The sequence below is a fragment of the Schumannella soli genome (genome assembly GCF_006517435.1).
In the GTDB taxonomy this organism is placed as follows: Bacteria; Actinomycetota; Actinomycetes; order Actinomycetales; family Microbacteriaceae; genus Schumannella; species Schumannella soli.
This window is the reverse complement of sequence record NZ_VHQG01000001.1, coordinates 817,274-832,882: the sequence shown is the minus strand read 5'-3', so window position 1 is coordinate 832,882 and position 15,609 is coordinate 817,274. Positions and strand designations below refer to the sequence as shown.

Below are 15,609 nucleotides of genomic sequence, written 5' to 3'. Positions count from 1 at the left end.
TCATGTGCGGCGGATGTGCGCGATGAGCTGCCCGCTTCGGTCGGGTTCCGGCGCTTCATCGCGGCAGAAGTGGGCAACTCGGTGAGGCCGTGCCCGCAGGCGCCTCGGCGTCAGGCGGCGGCGACGGACGGCGCCCGCAGGCCGTCGATCGCGAGGCGCGCGAAGCGGCGGGCGGCGCCGACGCGGCGCTCGGCGGGCGCGCGGGTGAGTCCACGGCCGGCGAGCAGGATGACGAGGAAGTCGTCGACCGTGAAGTCAGACCGGAGGTGTCCGGATCGCTGTGCGCGACGGGCGAGCCCGCTGAAGTCGCGCAGCATCTGCGAGCGGTGCTCCCCCAGGTCGACGGCGTCGGGATAGGTCGCGAGGAAGGCGTCGGCGAAGCCCTGGTTGCGGGCGTTGAGCTCGGTGATGCGCTCGATCACCGAGCAGAATCCGCGCCACGCATCCTCGTCGGCGATGGCGTCGCTCATGATCGAGCCGCACACGCCCATCTCGTCGTGGAAGGCGGCGAGCATCAGGTCGTGCTTCGTCGGGAAGCGCCGGTACAGCGTGGCCGGTCCGACGCCGGCGCGGCGGGCGACCTCCCGCATCGTCACGCCGAGACCGTCGGCGGCGAAGAGCTCGCGGGCGGCGCTCAGCACGCGGTCGCGGTTCTCCTGCGCGTCGGAGCGCAGCACGGCGGGCGCCTGAGGCAACTCCAGAGTCATCTGTCTCACTTCGTCGGAACGGACGGGCGCGTCCATTTAACCTCGCCGAGCGCCGGGATGCCGGATCCCCGCATCCCCTCGCGCACGAACGAGAGGAACCGCCATGCGCGCCATCACCATCCGCACCTTCGGCAGCCCCGACGGGATGCACCTGTCCGACCTGCCCGAGCCGACGCCAGGCGCGGGTGAGCTGCGCATCCGCGTCGCGGCGATCGGCGTCGGCGGGGTGGATGCCGTGATCCGGCGCGGTGGACTCGGCACCTTCGGCTTCGAGGAGGGGCTCGTGCCCGGCAGCGAGGTCGCCGGGGTCGTCGAGAGTGTGGGCACCGGAGTCGACGAGAGCTGGATCGGCCGACGCGTGTGGGCGTTCACCGGCACCGCCGGCGGCTATCTCGAGCACGCGGTCGCGGCGAGTGTCGACGACGTGACCGAGCTTCCCGAGGGACTCAGCGAGTTGGATGCGGTGACTCTCGGCAGCGCCGCGCCGGTCGCGCACTTCGGACTCGAACGGGCGCGCCTCGCGGCGGGCGAGCGGGTGCTCGTGCGCGGCGCGGCGGGCAGCATCGGGATCGCCGCGGTCGAGCTGGCCGCGCGGGCGGGCGCGTCGGTCGTCGCCGTCTCGACATCCTCGGCGGAGCGGGGCGAGCGGCTTCGCGAACTCGGCGCGACGCAGGTGCTCGGGCGGGGTCTCGTCCCGCTGGACTCCCACTCGACCTCGGGAACCGGGAGGGAACGTCCCGCATCCCCCGCTGCTGCGGAGTCCGCCGCCGGAGCCGCCAGCGCCGAGACGGCGAGCTCGGAGTTCGACGTCATCCTCGACATCGTCGGCGGGCCCGGGCTGGCCGACGTGATCGGCCGTCTCGCGCCGAACGGCCGTCTCGTCGCGGTCGGGGTCGTCGGCGGGTTCCCGCCGCCGGAGTTCGGCGCCGCGCTGCTCGCCGGGTTCCGCCGCTCGATCTCCTTCGGCACGCTCAGCCTCGACACGATCGAGCGCGACACGCTCGCGGACGAGCGCGCTCGCCTGCTGGCGGCGGCGGTGCGGGGCGAGCTGACTCCGGTCGTGCAGGAGGTGCTGCCGCTCGAGCGCGCCGCCGAGGCGCACCGTCGCATGGATGCGGGCGAGGTCTTCGGGCGGTTCGTGCTCGTTCCGTGACGTGCGTCGCCGCGGGATCGCGATCGCGCGGTCCCGCAGCATCGCCGCGGAGGCGATCCGACCCGGCCCGGTTCGGCCGGACCCGGACGCCGACCCGAGACGACCCGGCGCGGACGCCGACCCCGCCCGGCTCAGCGCGCGGGCTGGATGCGCGAGCCCGCGATCACGGCCGACGCGGCGGCGATCGGGTGCATGAGCATGAGCGCGACGACCTCGAGGGGGCCCGATCCGGGGATGAAGCCGAGCACCAGCAGCGCCACGTCGGGCACGAGGCTCAGCACCGTCAGCACCGGGACGAGCACGGTGAGAAGCCGGCGCGAGTCGCGGGCGCGGCGAGCGGCGACGACCCAGCCGATCAGTCCCGCGATCGTGCCGACGGCGGCGAAGGTCAGGTAGACGTAGGGCTTCAGCGGGGCGAAGTCGGGGTCGGCGCCGAGCGTCGCGGCGACGGTGCCGACCAGCGTCGAGGCGAGCAGCGCGGCGGCGACGCCGGCCAGGCCGAGGAGGACCGCTGAGCGCGGACGGGCGGAGGTGCGGGACGGGCTGAGAGCAGACATCGGAATCTCCCCTTCCTGTGGATGACTCGATGCTCCTCGTGCGGTGGCGCACGCGCGTCGTCCCCCGGGAGTGCGCCCGTGCTCCCAGGGGAGCAGGTCGGCGACACCCGAGGGACGACGCGAATCAGCCCGTCACGGTCGACGGAGGCCGACCACCGGCCTCAGCAGTCGGACTTCGTGACCTGGAAGTCGATCCGGTCGCCGGTCTCCTCGACGGTGTAGCGGTAGGCCATCACGACGCCCTCGTCGAGCAGCTTCTTCGTGGCGGAGGTGCTGCAGAGCTGCGGCTGGACTCCGGAGACGAGGGCGTCTTTCGTCAGCGCAGCCGGGTCGATGCCGTGCACGGTGTAGGTGTACTGGATCTTCGGGCCGGACGAGGTGATCGACTCGAGGGTCGTGTACTGGTCGACGTCGTAGGGGAGCTTCTGCTGCTTGTTGGCGGCTTCTGCGCCGAGCTTCGCGAGGCCCGAGGGCGAGGATGCAGCGTCGGCCACCGAGGTGACGGCGCGGCTGAGGAAGACCCCGGCGACGGCGCCGCCGATGATGATGACCGCGGCGACGATCGAGAGCCCGATGATGAGGCCCTTGCGCGAGCGCTTCGGCGCGGGCGTGTACTGCCCCGGAACGAAGGCGGCCTGCTGGCCCGGCTGCCCCGGTGCGCCGGAGGGCTGCCCCGGCTGCTCAGGCCCGCCGTACGGCTGGCCCACCTGGCCCGGCTGGCCCTGCTGGATGGGCTGCTCGCCCGGCTGCTGCGGATTCGACACGATGCTGCTCCCCCGCCGCTCCGGACTCCCGTGGTCGGATGCGGCGGTTCAGCGTAACCGCGACCGCGGACCCGAGAGCGGATCGACTCAGCGCGCCTCCAGCGGCACGGCCGGATCGCCGCCGCGCTCCCCCGCCGGTGCGCGGTGCGCGTGCCGGTGCGACGGCCACCAGAACCGCTCGCCCAGCAGGAACGCGATCGCCGGCACGAGCAGCGTGCGCACGACGAGGGTGTCGAGCAGCACGCCGATGCAGACGATCGTGCCGATCTGCGCGAGCGCGACGACCGGCAGCACGCCGAGCACGACGAAGACGGCGGCGAGCAGGATGCCGGCGCTCGTGATGACGCCTCCCGTGCGGGTGAGCGCTTCGCGCATCCCCTCGCGGGCGCCCAGGTGCACGCGCTCCTCGCGGGCGCGCGTCGACAGGAAGATGTTGTAGTCGACGCCGAGAGCGACGAGGAACAGGAAGCTGTAGAGCACAACGCTCGTGTCGAAGGCGGGGAAGCCGAGCACGTGCTGGAACAGCCAGTTGCCCGCGCCGAGGCTCGCCAGGTACGTGGCGACGACGCTGAGGATGAGGATGATCGGCGCGACGAGCGAGCGCAGCAGGAGCAGCAGGATCAGGAACACGACCGCGAGGATCAGCGGGATGATCAGCGCCCGGTCGTCGGCGGCCGCGGTCTCCTGGTCGAGCGCGTTCGCGTCGATGCCGCCGACGAGGGTGTCGCGCAGCTGGCCGTCGGCGTCGGCGTAGGTGCTGCGCAGCGCGCGGATGCCGTCGAAGACCTCCGCGCTCTGCGGGTCGCCGGCCAGGGTGACGTCGATGCGCGTATAGCCCACGGCGCTGTCGCCGGGGCGAGCGGACTCGACGCCGTCGACGCCGGTCGCGAGCTCGGCCGCCTCCGCGGCCACCGCGGTCTTCGCGAGCACCGTCGCCTGGCCGCCGCCCTGATCGAAGGCGACGCTGAGCATCCGCTCGCCCTGAACCGACTCGGGGTCGCCGATGAGCTTGCCGGTCTGGGTGAGTCCGATGCGCGAGCCGAGCAGGCCGAGCGCGAGGAAGGCGACGAGCAGCACCGCGACGCCGCCGATCACGGCGGGACGGTGCGCGACCGCGCGGCCGATGCGCGCCCAGACGGTGTGCCCGGCGTCGGCTCGGGCGGGCGGAGCGGGGGTGGATGCGGGCCCCGTATCCGGGCGAGAAGCGGCCGCATCCGCCTTCGCGCTCGCCGACGTCGCCTCCGCCGGTTCCGCCCCTGCGCGCTGCGGCGCGACCCGCGGGATGAACGGCCAGAACAGCCCGCGTCGGCACACGACGAGAGCCGCGGGCAGCACCAGCAGCGTCATGGCGAGGGCGATCGCGATGCCGATCGCGCAGGCGATGCCGAGGGCGCGGTTGCCGGCGAGGGAGGCGAACAGCAGCATGAGCAGGCTCAGCGCCACCGTGCTGCCCGAGGCGAGGATCGCCGGGCCGGCGCTCGTGACCGCGGTGCGCATCGCGGCCCGCGGGTCGGGTTCGACGAGCAGCTCTTCGCGGTACCGGGCGATGAGCAGCAGCGCGTAGTTGGTGCCCGCGCCGAAGACGAGCACCGAGAGGATGCCGAGGATCGACGCATCCACGGGGATGTCGAACTGCGCGGCGACGGCGGCGACGACGAATCGCGCGAGGCCATCGCCGAGGGCGACGACGATGAGCGGCACCAGCCAGAGCACGGGGCTGCGGTAGGTGATGATCAGCAGCAGTGCGACCACGGCGGCCGTGATGAGCAGCAGGCGCAGGTCGGCCCCGGCGAAGGAGTTCGCGGTGTCGGCCTGGAAGCCGACCGGGCCGGTGAGCCAGACGCGCAGCCCGTCGGGCAGGTCGGCGCGGGCGATCGAGCGCAGCTCGGCGGCCTGGTCGACGACCCCGTCGGTCGTGCTCTCGCCGTCGACGGGCACGACGATCAGGGCGGCGGATCCGTCGTCGCTGAGCTGCGGACGCACGGCCTGCGGCGTCGGGGACTTCTCGGCGAGGGCAGCGGCGCGGTCGGCGATCGCCGTCTGCTCGGCGGCGGTGAGCTCGGGCCAGACCTGCAGGTCGGCCGTCGTCGGGTCGCCGCGCAGCTTCGGCGCCGATCCGTGCGCGAACACGATCAGCGCCGTCGAGCGATCCGCGTCGGGGAACTTCTTCAGCAGCGCGGTCACCTTCGACGACTCCGCCGAGTCGGGCGCCGCCATCGACGGCGCGGTCTCGCCCGACGACTTCGGCAGCAGCCCGAACAGTGCGCCGAGCACGACGAGGGAGACGACGAGCACGATCACCGAGCTGACCTTGCCGGTCTGCAGGCGGGCGAGGGTGCGCATCCGAGGCTCCTTCCGACGCGATCGGCGGGCGAGGATGCGGGCTGCTCGGGGCAGCGGGGGTGCGGCCGGCGCGTCACTCCATCCTGGCGTGACAGCGTCGCGGGAGGGCCGCGACCCGGCGGGCGTTCAGGAGCGCAGGGCACCGATCGCGAGCGCGCGCAGCTGCTCCGCCCGGGACGACGGATGCGGCGCACCCCGGGTCGAGGGGAGCACCGCATCCGCCGCCGATCAGGAGGCGATCAGACGCCGGCCTTGACCGTGTAGGTGGTGCTGCCGGCCGACTTGCCCTTGCCGGTGGCGCTGAACTTCAGCGTGTAGGTGCCGGCCTTGCTGAACACCCACTTGGCGTGCTGGTGGAAGGCCTCGTCGGAGGTTCCGGTGACGGTGAAGGTGTGGCTCGAGCCGGCGGCGCCGTACCAGGCGGCTCCGCCCTGGGTGACGGTGACCGTTCCGGTGCCGGTCACGCCGGCGGCGGGCGCGAAGGTGACCGAGTCGAGCTTGATCGCGACCGTGTCGCCGGCGACGAAGCCGACGGAGCGCAGGCTCTCGTCGCCCGAGAACCCGGCGAAGGGCACGCCGCGCGAGGCGGCCTCGGCGCTGGTCTCGGGAAGGATGTAGCCGGTTCCGCTGGCGCCGGTGGTCGAGGGCACCTTGAGGGTGTAGGTGCTCGACGAGACCCAGGCGGTGTCTTCGTAGTTCGTGCCGAGCTTGAGCGCGCTCGCTCCGTTCGCGGCGACCGAGACGTAGTCGACGTGACCGGAGCTGAGGTCGGCGGCCGAGGCGCTGCTCGTGACGGCGCCGAAGGTGAGCGCCAGGGTGGCGGCGGCGATCGCGGTGGCGAGGCCGGTGCGGCGGCCGCGGGCGGCGGTGCGGGCGGGGGAGGTGCTGAGGGTCATGCGGTTCTTCCTGTCGGTGTTCGGAGGGATCCGAGCGACGCTTGTTGAAAGCGGTTCTCAATAAGACGGAAGCTAGAGGATGGGCGACCTTGCTGTCCAGTCGCACGGGCAACAACCCGTGCGGTTCGCAATTAATGATGGGAATCGTTATCGTTAAGCGGACAGCGAGCCGTCCTCCGACGGTCTCGCCGCCTCGCGATCCGCGTCGCGCACCTCCTCTGCACCCGGGGACGCGACGTCGCGAGTCGACTCGACTCTCCTAGAAAGCCGTCGATGCTCCGCGTCACCTCGCCCTCCACGCTCTCCCGCGCCGCCGTCTCCGCCGTCGGCGCCGCCCTGGTCGGCGTGCTGACGCTGGGCGCCCTGCCGGCTCAGGCCGCCCCCGCGTCCGTCCCGCTCGACGGCTCCGCGCTCGTCGTCATCGGCGGCGCCCCAGCCGCCCCGACCGTGCTCACCGCGCCCTCGGGTCCGACCGGCGCCCCCGACGGCACCGGCGCCACGCGGGGCCCCGCCGTCGACCCGGCGGGCGTGGCGTACCAGGCGACCGCCGGCACGCCCGCCGCACTCGTGCTCGACCCGGGATCCCTTCCCGAGGGAGCGCAGGCCCGGCTCGAGCTCGCGCTCGCCGAGGCGCCCGGCGGAGGCGCGCTGCGCCTGACGCGCACCGACGGCGCCGCGCTCTGGTCGAGTGACGCCGCGACGCCGATCGCCCTCCCGGCCGGCGATCCGCTCGCCCTCGAGGCCGTCGTCAGCGCCGCGGGCGCCTACCGGCTCTCCGTCACGGCACAGGTGATCGACGCGAGCGGCGCGCTGGTGACGGCCGCGCCGGTCGAGTACCGGGTGGATGCGGTCGAGGCCGCGTCCGGCCCGGCACCGGAGGAGTCCGGGCAGGGTGACGGCGGCGCGGATGCCGGCGCCGATGAGGCCGGCAGTGCGACGAACAGCGACCCGGCTGCCGACGGCGCCGGCGACGCCGATGCGGCCGACACGGCTGGCGCTGCCGGCGACGCCGGAGCGCCGACGCCGACCGCCCCGACCGGCACCGCATCCGCCCCCACCGTGCTCGGCACCGACGCGGGCCAGACCCGCCTCGGCCTCTTCGGCGCCTACCGCAAGAGCGGCGAGGCCGACTCCGACAACTGGGGCCACTACTTCACCGCCGACGCCTTCGAGCCGGTGATCGTCGACCGCGGCGTCGACGACGACAGCACGCGCACGACCTACCCCGCGGCGGGCAGCGTCATCCACCTCGGCGCGACCGAGAAGACCGACGCCGGATGGGCGACCGCCGAGAGCGACGACGACAGCGGTCGCCTGTCGCTGCAGATCGGCGACAACTCCTCCGGAACCGACGCGCAGCTCAACAAACCCTTCGCCGGCGACGCGACCGACCGTTCCCGCTGGACGCTCTCGGCCTACAGCGGCCCGGTCGGCGCGCACCTCACGGTGTCGCGCTACGGCGCACCCGTCTGGGACAGCGCGACGCTCGCCTCCGCCGGATCGACCGAGGTCGCCGCGCAGGTGCTCACCGGCACCGCCGTGCAGCTCGCCGTCGACCAGCCCGGGCGCTACTGCCTCACCACCCGCACCGCGATGAAGTCGAACTCGGCCGGCGCACTGCCGATCCAGTTCCGCACCTTCACGGTGTGGGCCGGCGACGTGCCCGCGGATGCGACCGCCTGCGACCAGGTCGGCGCGCCGGGAAGCGGACCCGGCGACGGCGGCACCGCACCCGAGCAGCCGGTGCAGGTCGTGGATGCCGGCCACACCGACCTGCGCGTCGGCATCACCCTCGCCGACGACGGCACGCGACGGTTCGCCTGGGGTCGCGACGGCATCCTGCAGCCCGTCAAGGACTTCCTCTTCTCACGCACGCCGCCGCCCGCGACGGTCGGGACGCCGACCGCGTCGAGCGACTACACCGGCATCGGGCCGGTCGGATCGCGGTACTGGTACTTCCCGACGTCGTCGGACGGCACCGGTCCGAACTACCTGTGGCCCGGATTCAGCACCGAGTCGATCTCGGCGGGCGACATCCAGGGCGACGTCAGCATCCGCCTCGACGGCTTCAGTCTCAACGGGGTCGCGCAACCCGAGGGCGTGAACGTCGGGCTCATCCAGTCGGGTCAGACGCAGCAGCGCGCCGACACGCAGCTCAACACCCGCCTCGGCTACCCGTCGACGTTCCGGCTCGACGCCTTCGTGCACACCCACCCGATGTGGTGGTTCACGGCCGAGGGCAAGTACTGCCTGAACCTGAGCTCGACCGTGACCCTGCGCGACGGCACGGTCGCGACGGCGGATGCGCTGGTCACCTTCCTGGTCGGCGACAGCGCGGCGGCGGGCTCGGCCACCACGACGACCTGCGAGCGCGAGACCCCGCGCGAGAGCTGGCCGGCCGCCGAGCGCAGCGACCCGAGCGTCGACGACGCCGACGCGTACCGACTCAGCACCGGCGCCGACGGCGAGCTGCAGGCGCGCCTCGACGACGACGGCGCCCTGACTGCCGCAGTGGTGACGGGCGTCGCCGATCAGCGTCGGCACGCGGCGGGGCACGGGGTGGTCGCGCTCGACCAGGTCGGCTCGGGGCAGAGTCTGACGTCAGCGGCACTCGGTCTGTCGACGGAGCGCCTGCCCGAGGGATCCGTCACCGGATCCGTCGCGCTGAACCTCGACGGCGTCAGCGGTCCGGGTCGGCTCACCCTGCATCCGACCCAGACGCCGGGCACCCCGCTGCTCGGCGGCGGCGCGACGAGCTTCGCGCTCGCGACGCCGGCCCGCCAGCGCGCCGCATACTGGAACGCCACAAAGCCGGGCGTGTACTGCGCCACGGTGCACTGGAGCGCCGCCGCGGCCGACGGGTCCGAGCTGCGCTCCCCCGCGACCGAGCTGACCTTCGTCGCCGGGGTCGGCGTCGACGCGAGCAGGGTCATGCCCTGCGCCGATGGCGGTGAGCCGGGCGATCTGCCCGACGGCTCGGGCGGCGGCGGTGATCCGGTCGGGCCGATCTCGAACGAGCAGATCTACGTCGCGAACCACAGCCGTACCGCGAGCGGCGCCGTGATCGTCAACGACGGGCACGTGGATGTGGCCAGCACGCTCGGCGGCGCGAGCGGCTCCGCACTGCAGACCTGGCTGAAGGACAGCAGCGACGGGTCGACCGTCGTGCAGCGTCCGATCGCCGGCAGCGCCTCGGCGGCCGAAGCGCGCGCGACGGGGAGCGCGGACGCCGCGGGCGTCGTGCTGCAGCTGCTGCCCGAGGCGGCGACACGCGTGCCCGCGAACACCGCCTACGACTTCCTCGGAGCACCCGGCAGCCGCATCTGGCAGGTCGACCAGACCCAGCGATCCGGACTGATCTGGCCCGGATGGTCGACCGAGGCGATCGGCGCCGGCGCCACGCAGGGCGGGGTGTCGTGGACGCTCAACGCGACCTCCGGTCCCGGGCGGTTCGCCCTCTATCAGGACAGCACGGTGCCGGGCGGCGCCCCCGAGCTGCGGCTGCGCAGCTCCGATGCCGACCGCGGCTCCTTCGTGATCCCGAAGTCGACGCACGCGCACGGATACTGGGCCTTCGGCGCCGAGGGCGCGTACTGCCTCGCGTTCACCCGCTCGACGACGCTCGCCGACGGCGCGAACGTGAAAGACGACTTCGTGCTCGCCGTCGCGGTGGGCGCGGTGGATGTGCGCAAGGTCGACCCCGGCGCCTGCTTCGGCGGGACGGTGCCGGGTGGGGCCAACTCCGGCGCGGCCGCCGACACGTCGGGCGACACCGCTGCCGGCGCTCACACCGCGGCCGCGGGCGCGTGCCGCGTCGCCGGCTCGGGCGTCATCATCTCGGGCGGTCACGTCGATTACGGCACCCGCCTCGTCGACGGCGCGCTGCGTTCGCAGATCAAGGACGGCTCGAGCGCGAGCGTCGTCTGGCGCGAGCCGAGCCGGACCGTCATCTGGGTGAAGCCCCAGGCGGAGATCACCTCGCCCGGCGGCGCCGTCGCGAACCTGCTCGGCCCGGCCGGAGCATCCGCCTGGCAGATCCCGCAGACCCAGCGGGCCGGCGTCGTCTGGCTCGGCTGGAACACCGAGACGCTCGCCGGCACCGCCGTCGCCTCCCCGGTGAGCTGGCGGCTGGATGCGGTGTCGGGGCCCGGCTCGGTCGGCGTCTACGAGCTCGGCAGCTTCGGCTCGATCACGCCCGTGCTGACCACGGGCGGCAGCTACAGCATCCCTCTCGGCGTGCACGCGCACGGCAACTGGGCATTCACGGCCGAGGGCGTCTACCGGCTGACCTTCACGCAGTCGGCGACGCTCGCCGACGGGCGCAGCGTGAGCGATCGGCAGACGCTGACGATCGCGGTCGGCGATGTCGACCCGGCGACGGCGTTCGGCGGTGCGAGCGCGGGCGGCGCGGGCGGCGCCAGCGCGGGCTGCGGCGCCGCCGCGGGCTCCGGGGCGGCGACCCCCGATGCCGCCGGCGACGGCGCGACCGTCTTCGCGAAGCCGCGCGGCGCCGCGGACGCCGCGGCCGACCTCACGGCGGGCGAGCAGGGCATGGCGCTGTGGACTCTGATCCTGCTCGTCGGCGGAGGCGTGCTCGTGCTGGCCGCCGCCGCGACCGGCGGGGTGCTCTACCTGCGGCATGTGCGCGCCCGGGTGCCCGATGCGTCCTGATCCGCTGGGGACGAGACGCGCGGCGGTCGACCGCCGTCGGACGCGCCGGGTGGCTCCCGGCGCGTCCGCGGTGCTCGCCTCGATCGCGACGCTCGCCCTGCTGACCGGATGCGCGACCGGACCGACGCTGAACCCCGACGACGGGCGCCTGCAGGTCGTGACGACCAGCGGCATCCTGCGCGACCTCGTCGCGAACGTCGGCGGCGACCGCGTCACCGCGGCGTCGATCGTGCCCGACGAGGCCGACCCGCACAGCTACGAGCCGGGGCTGCGCGACGTGCGTGACGTGGTCTACGCCGACGTCGCCTTCAGCAACTACCTGCTGCTCGAAGAGCACAGCGTGATCAAGACGCTGGATGCGAACCTCCGCCCCGGCACCCCGAACGTCTCGCTCGCCGAGGGTGCCGTGAAGTACGCGGCCGAGATCATCCCGCTGGTCGAGGACCTCTCGCTCGACACGGTCTGGCTCGGGCTGCGCGCCCGCGGCGACGGCGCCGACCTCGGGGCGACCCGGGCGAGCGACGTGACGATCAGCGCGACGGCGGCGACCGGCCCGGGCGACGTGTTCGCCTATCTCACCGGATCGTTCGGCGACGCCGACCGCTTCATCGACTCGGCCGACGGCTTCGACGCCGCGGACGGCTACCGCGACGACACCGTGACGCTGCCGGCCGACGCGCACACGCACATGTCGTGGGTGTTCACGAAGCCCGGGGTCTACACGCTCACGCTGCGGGCGGCGCTGCGCGCCGCATCCACGTCGAAGCCCGTGCCGCTGGGCGAGGCCACCTACGTCTTCGCGGTCGGCGTCGACCCGCGGCGGGCCGCGGCGACGGCGGGGATCGCCGATCCGGTCGTGCTCGATCAGGGCCACGCCGATCTGACCGCCGACCTCGACCAGCGGCGGATGACCGTCCTCTACGACCCGACGGGCGGCGGGGATGCGACGCAGACGCGGTACGACCCGGCGCGCGTCGTGATCTCGGTGCCGAACGCGGCGATCAGCGAGGTGCCCGCCGGGCGCCAGTTCGGCTTCCTCGGGCGCGCCGGCACGCAGGTCTACCAGCTGCCGCAGGCCGTGCTCGGCAAGCACGTGCACGGCGAGATCGACCCGCACCTGTGGCAGAACGTGCGCAACGTGATCGCCTACACGAAGCTCATCCGCGACACGCTCATCGAGCGCGACCCGGCCGGCGCGAGCGTCTACCGGGCGAACGCCGACCGGTATATCTCGAAGCTCGAGAAGGTCGACGACGAGCTGCGCGCGGCCGTCGCCGCGATCCCGCCGGCGCACCGCCAGCTCGTCACCACCCACGACGCCTTCGGGTACCTCGCCGCCGCCTACGGGCTGAAGGTCGCCGGCTTCGTCACGCCGAATCCCGCCACCGAGCCCTCACCGCGCGACATCGCCAAGCTCACGACCACGGTCGAGAACCTCGACGTGCCGGCCGTGTTCCTCGAACCGAACCTGGCCGCGCGCGCGTCGACGCTGACCGAGATCGCGCAGCGCAACGGCATCCGCGTCTGCCGCATCTATGGAGACAGCTTCGGCCCGGATGCCCACAGCTACCTGCAGATGATGCGCTTCAACGCCCGCACCCTCGCCGACTGCCTCGGCTGAATCGGAGACCCGACATGCTTCGACGCCCGCTCGCCCTGCTCGGCGGCGCCACGCTCGCGCTCGCGACGATCGCCGTGCCCTCGGCGGCGCTCGCCGACGACCTCGACCAGAACCTGGCGAGCGACGAGCCGATCGCCGCCGATACCCGCACGATCGAGAGCGGCCACGTCGACATCGGCCCGCGCTTCGTCGACGGGCGCTGGACGGTCATGATCCACGACGACACCGCCCGCACCGACCCCTCCACCCCGAGCGTGTGGCGGCACAGCGAGAAGACCGTGCTGCGGGTCGTCGACGCGGCCCAGCAGCGGGTGCCCGATGACCCCGCTTACGACTTCCTCGGGTCGAAGCCCGGCAGCGCGGTGCTGATCGTGCCGCAGACGCAGAACCCGCAGGTGATCTGGGTCGGCTGGAACACGCAGGATCCGCAGGCGATGCAGCAGATGGATCGCGGCGCGACCTTCACCCTGCTCGGCGTCGATGGCCCCGGCTCGCTCGTGACCTACCTGCAGTCGGGCAACTTCACCGAGCCGACCGTGCTCTGGGACTCGCGATCGACGAAGCAGCAGCAGCCGGTCTGGGTCGACGTCAACACGCACACCCACGCCAACTGGGTGTTCAGCGAGCCGGGCGTCTACCTCGCGACCTTCCGGGTGTCGGCCGACCTCGTCGACGGGTCGACGGTCGACGACGTGCGCACGCTGCGCTTCGCGGTCGGATCGGCGACCAGCGTGGATGCGGCGCTCGCCGCGCAGCCGAGCATCACGGCCGCGAACGCGCCGGCCGTCGAGGGCGGGTCCGGGTCCAGCTCGTCGGGTTCGTCGGCGTCGTCGAGATCGCAGGCCGACGCCGAGGCGCGCGTCGCGGCCGACACCCGCTCGGTGGTCGCCCTGGTCGGTGTGGTCGTCGGCGGCGGGATCCTGCTCATCGCGGTCGTCGTGATCGCCGTCGCGCGATCGAGCCGGGCCAAGCGCCGGGCGGAGCAGCCGTGAGCGCGACGGTGCCTGTCCCCGTTTCGGCGCCCGCGGCGACAGGTGCGGCGACGGTCGCCGACGCGGTCGCGGTCGCGGGGGCGGTTACCGGGCGCGAACCGTCCGCATCCGTGGGTTCCTCGGTGGGCACGCCGGCACCCGCCCCGGCCCTCAGCCTGCGCGGCATCGAGGTCGAACTCGGCGGCCGCACGGTGCTGCGCGACGTCGACCTCGACATCCGCGCGGGCGAGCTGCTCGCGCTCGTCGGCCCGAACGGCGCCGGCAAGACGACGCTGATGCGCACGGCGATGCGACTGCAGTGCGCCCGCCGCGGAACCGTCACCGGCCCGACCCGTCTCGGCTACGTCCCCCAGCGCGCCGAGTTCGCGTGGGACTTCCCGATCTCGGTCGAGGATGTCGTCATGTCGGGCCGCACCGGCCGGCTCGGGCTGCTGCGTCGCCCCGCGACCGCCGACTGGCGCGTCGTGCGCGCCGCGCTCGAGCGGGTCGACATGGATGCGCTGCGCGGCCGCACGGTCGGCGAGCTGTCGGGCGGTCAGCGCCAGCGCGTTCTCGTGGCGCGGGCGCTCGCCCTCGAGTCGTCAATGCTGCTGCTCGACGAGCCGTTCACCGGCCTCGACATGCCCACCCAGGATCTGCTGACCGCGCTGTTCGCCGAGCTCGCGCGCGACGGCCTCGCGGTCGTGCTCTCGACCCACGACCTCGTCGCGGCACTCGACGGCAGCGATCGCGTCGCGCTGATCGACGGCGGCATCGCGGCGGTCGGTCGCCCCGGAGAACTGCGCGATCCGGCCCTGTGGTCGCGGGTGTTCGGCATCCGCGCCGACCATCCGCTGCTGCGGCTGCTCGCGGGACCGGATGCGATCGGCGTCGACTCTGACGAGGAGATCGACCCCGGCTTGCGCACCGCTACCGACCCCCGTGCCTCCGCATCCGGACCGGAGGTGCCCGCATGAGCCCGCTCGACTTCCTCACCGATCTGCTCAACCCCGACCTCGCCTTCCTGCCGAAAGCGCTCGTCGTGGCCGTGATGTCGTCGATCATCTGCGGTGTCGTCGGCTGCTACGTCGTGCTGCGCGGCATGGCCTTCATCGGCGACGCCGTCTCGCACGCCGTGTTCCCCGGGCTCGCCGTCGCGTTCGTCGTCGGCGGCAACCTCGTGGTCGGCGGCATGATCGCCGGCGTGCTCACGGCCGTGCTCGTCGCGGTGCTGGCGCAGTTCCGCCGGCTGCGCGAGGACTCGGTCATCGGCATCCTCTTCGTCGCCGCCTTCGCCCTCGGCGTCGTCATCATCTCGGCTGCACCCGGCTACGCCGGATCGCTCGAGCAGTTCCTCTTCGGCTCGATCACCGGCATCCCCGACTCCGACCTGATCACGGTCGCCGTCATGGGCCTCGTCGTGCTCGGCGCCGTCTTCCTGCTGCACAAGGAGCTCGTCGCCGTCTCGCTCGATCGCGAGATGGCCCGCGCTCTCGGCGTCCGGGTGCTCGCCCTCGATGTCGTGCTCTACGTGCTCGTGGCGCTCGCGGTCGTCGTGGCCGTGCAGACGATCGGCAACATCCTCGTGCTGGCGCTGCTCGTCGCGCCCGCGGCCACCGCGCGGCTGGTGACCGACCGGCTCGCCAGGATGATGCTGCTGGCCCCGGTGATCGGAGGCGTCGGCGCGGTGGTAGGCCTCTACCTCTCGTGGTCGTTCGACACCCCGACCGGCGGCACGATCGTGCTCGTGCTCACGGCGGTGTTCCTCGTCGTCTGGCTCGCCGCTCCGCGGCACGGAGTGCTGGCGCGGCGGATGCGACGGGCGGGCGCCGACGGCGACCACAGGTCGGCGTCGGCGCCGACCCCGCATCTCGCCGCCGCCGAATGACCGCTCTGCACGGCGGATGCTGAGCGCCCGTCACGAGC

The 15,609-nt window shown here is 73.4% G+C and carries 11 protein-coding genes; 6 read left to right on the top strand and 5 right to left on the bottom strand.

Annotated elements, in window-relative coordinates; translation table 11 throughout:
* Window positions 1–110: 110 nt before the first annotated feature.
* Window positions 111–707, bottom strand: coding sequence for a TetR/AcrR family transcriptional regulator (locus FJ657_RS03780; protein WP_141162305.1), 597 nt, complete (start codon window positions 705–707; stop codon window positions 111–113).
* 103 nt (window positions 708–810) lie between these two features.
* Between FJ657_RS03780 and FJ657_RS03775 the strand changes: the two genes are divergently transcribed.
* Entirely contained in the window at window positions 811–1,860 is a 1,050-nt protein-coding gene (locus FJ657_RS03775; RefSeq protein ID WP_141162304.1) for a zinc-binding dehydrogenase, read from the top strand.
* A gap of 131 nt (window positions 1,861–1,991) precedes the next feature.
* On the opposite strand, the gene FJ657_RS03770 is transcribed toward FJ657_RS03775, so the two are convergent.
* The 4 genes from FJ657_RS03770 to FJ657_RS03755 all read right to left on the bottom strand — a co-directional run bounded on the left by FJ657_RS03770 (window position 1,992) and on the right by FJ657_RS03755 (window position 6,420).
* Window positions 1,992–2,417, bottom strand: coding sequence for a DUF6069 family protein (locus tag FJ657_RS03770; protein WP_141162303.1), 426 nt, complete (start codon window positions 2,415–2,417; stop codon window positions 1,992–1,994).
* 161 nt (window positions 2,418–2,578) lie between these two features.
* On the bottom strand, window positions 2,579–3,181 hold the full coding sequence (locus FJ657_RS03765) for a hypothetical protein (protein WP_141162302.1): 603 nt from the start codon (window positions 3,179–3,181) through the stop codon (window positions 2,579–2,581).
* An 87-nt stretch (window positions 3,182–3,268) separates the two neighbouring features.
* A complete protein-coding gene (locus FJ657_RS17170; RefSeq protein ID WP_141162301.1) occupies window positions 3,269–5,524 on the bottom strand; it encodes an MMPL family transporter in 2,256 nt (751 codons plus the stop codon).
* 239 nt (window positions 5,525–5,763) lie between these two features.
* Window positions 5,764–6,420, bottom strand: a complete 657-nt coding sequence (locus FJ657_RS03755) for a choice-of-anchor M domain-containing protein (RefSeq protein WP_141162300.1) — start codon at window positions 6,418–6,420, stop codon at window positions 5,764–5,766.
* 273 nt (window positions 6,421–6,693) lie between these two features.
* Here FJ657_RS03755 and FJ657_RS03750 point away from each other — a divergent pair, with 273 nt between their 5' ends.
* The 5 genes from FJ657_RS03750 to FJ657_RS03730 all read left to right on the top strand — a co-directional run bounded on the left by FJ657_RS03750 (window position 6,694) and on the right by FJ657_RS03730 (window position 15,571).
* Window positions 6,694–11,091, top strand: coding sequence for a TIGR03773 family transporter-associated surface protein (locus FJ657_RS03750; protein WP_141162299.1), 4,398 nt, complete (start codon window positions 6,694–6,696; stop codon window positions 11,089–11,091).
* 49 nt (window positions 11,092–11,140) lie between these two features.
* Complete coding sequence (locus FJ657_RS03745) at window positions 11,141–12,712, top strand: anchored repeat ABC transporter, substrate-binding protein (RefSeq protein ID WP_255447122.1); 1,572 nt, start codon at window positions 11,141–11,143, stop codon at window positions 12,710–12,712.
* Window positions 12,713–12,726: 14 nt separating this feature from the next.
* Complete coding sequence (locus FJ657_RS03740) at window positions 12,727–13,704, top strand: choice-of-anchor M domain-containing protein (RefSeq protein WP_141162297.1); 978 nt, start codon at window positions 12,727–12,729, stop codon at window positions 13,702–13,704.
* 110 nt (window positions 13,705–13,814) lie between these two features.
* Window positions 13,815–14,660, top strand: a complete 846-nt coding sequence (locus FJ657_RS03735; RefSeq protein ID WP_255447121.1) for an anchored repeat-type ABC transporter ATP-binding subunit — start codon at window positions 13,815–13,817, stop codon at window positions 14,658–14,660.
* Window positions 14,657–15,571 (top strand): anchored repeat-type ABC transporter permease subunit, encoded by a 915-nt coding sequence (locus tag FJ657_RS03730; protein ID WP_141162296.1) that lies wholly within the window; start codon window positions 14,657–14,659, stop codon window positions 15,569–15,571. The genes FJ657_RS03735 and FJ657_RS03730 overlap by 4 nt, the downstream gene beginning before the upstream one ends.
* Window positions 15,572–15,609: the final 38 nt, after the last annotated feature.

Excerpts from the sequence above, each read along its gene's own strand:
- FJ657_RS03780 (WP_141162305.1), bottom strand. The coding sequence starts at position 707 with ATGACTCTGGAGTTGCCTCAGGCGCCCGCCGTGCTGCGCTCCGACGCG.
- FJ657_RS03730 (WP_141162296.1), top strand. The coding sequence starts at position 14,657 with ATGAGCCCGCTCGACTTCCTCACCGATCTGCTCAACCCCGACCTCGCC.
- FJ657_RS03740 (WP_141162297.1), top strand. The coding sequence starts at position 12,727 with ATGCTTCGACGCCCGCTCGCCCTGCTCGGCGGCGCCACGCTCGCGCTC.
- FJ657_RS03775 (WP_141162304.1), top strand. The coding sequence starts at position 811 with ATGCGCGCCATCACCATCCGCACCTTCGGCAGCCCCGACGGGATGCAC.
- FJ657_RS03755 (WP_141162300.1), bottom strand. The coding sequence starts at position 6,420 with ATGACCCTCAGCACCTCCCCCGCCCGCACCGCCGCCCGCGGCCGCCGC.
- FJ657_RS17170 (WP_141162301.1), bottom strand. The coding sequence starts at position 5,524 with ATGCGCACCCTCGCCCGCCTGCAGACCGGCAAGGTCAGCTCGGTGATC.
- FJ657_RS03750 (WP_141162299.1), top strand. The coding sequence starts at position 6,694 with ATGCTCCGCGTCACCTCGCCCTCCACGCTCTCCCGCGCCGCCGTCTCC.
- FJ657_RS03770 (WP_141162303.1), bottom strand. The coding sequence starts at position 2,417 with ATGTCTGCTCTCAGCCCGTCCCGCACCTCCGCCCGTCCGCGCTCAGCG.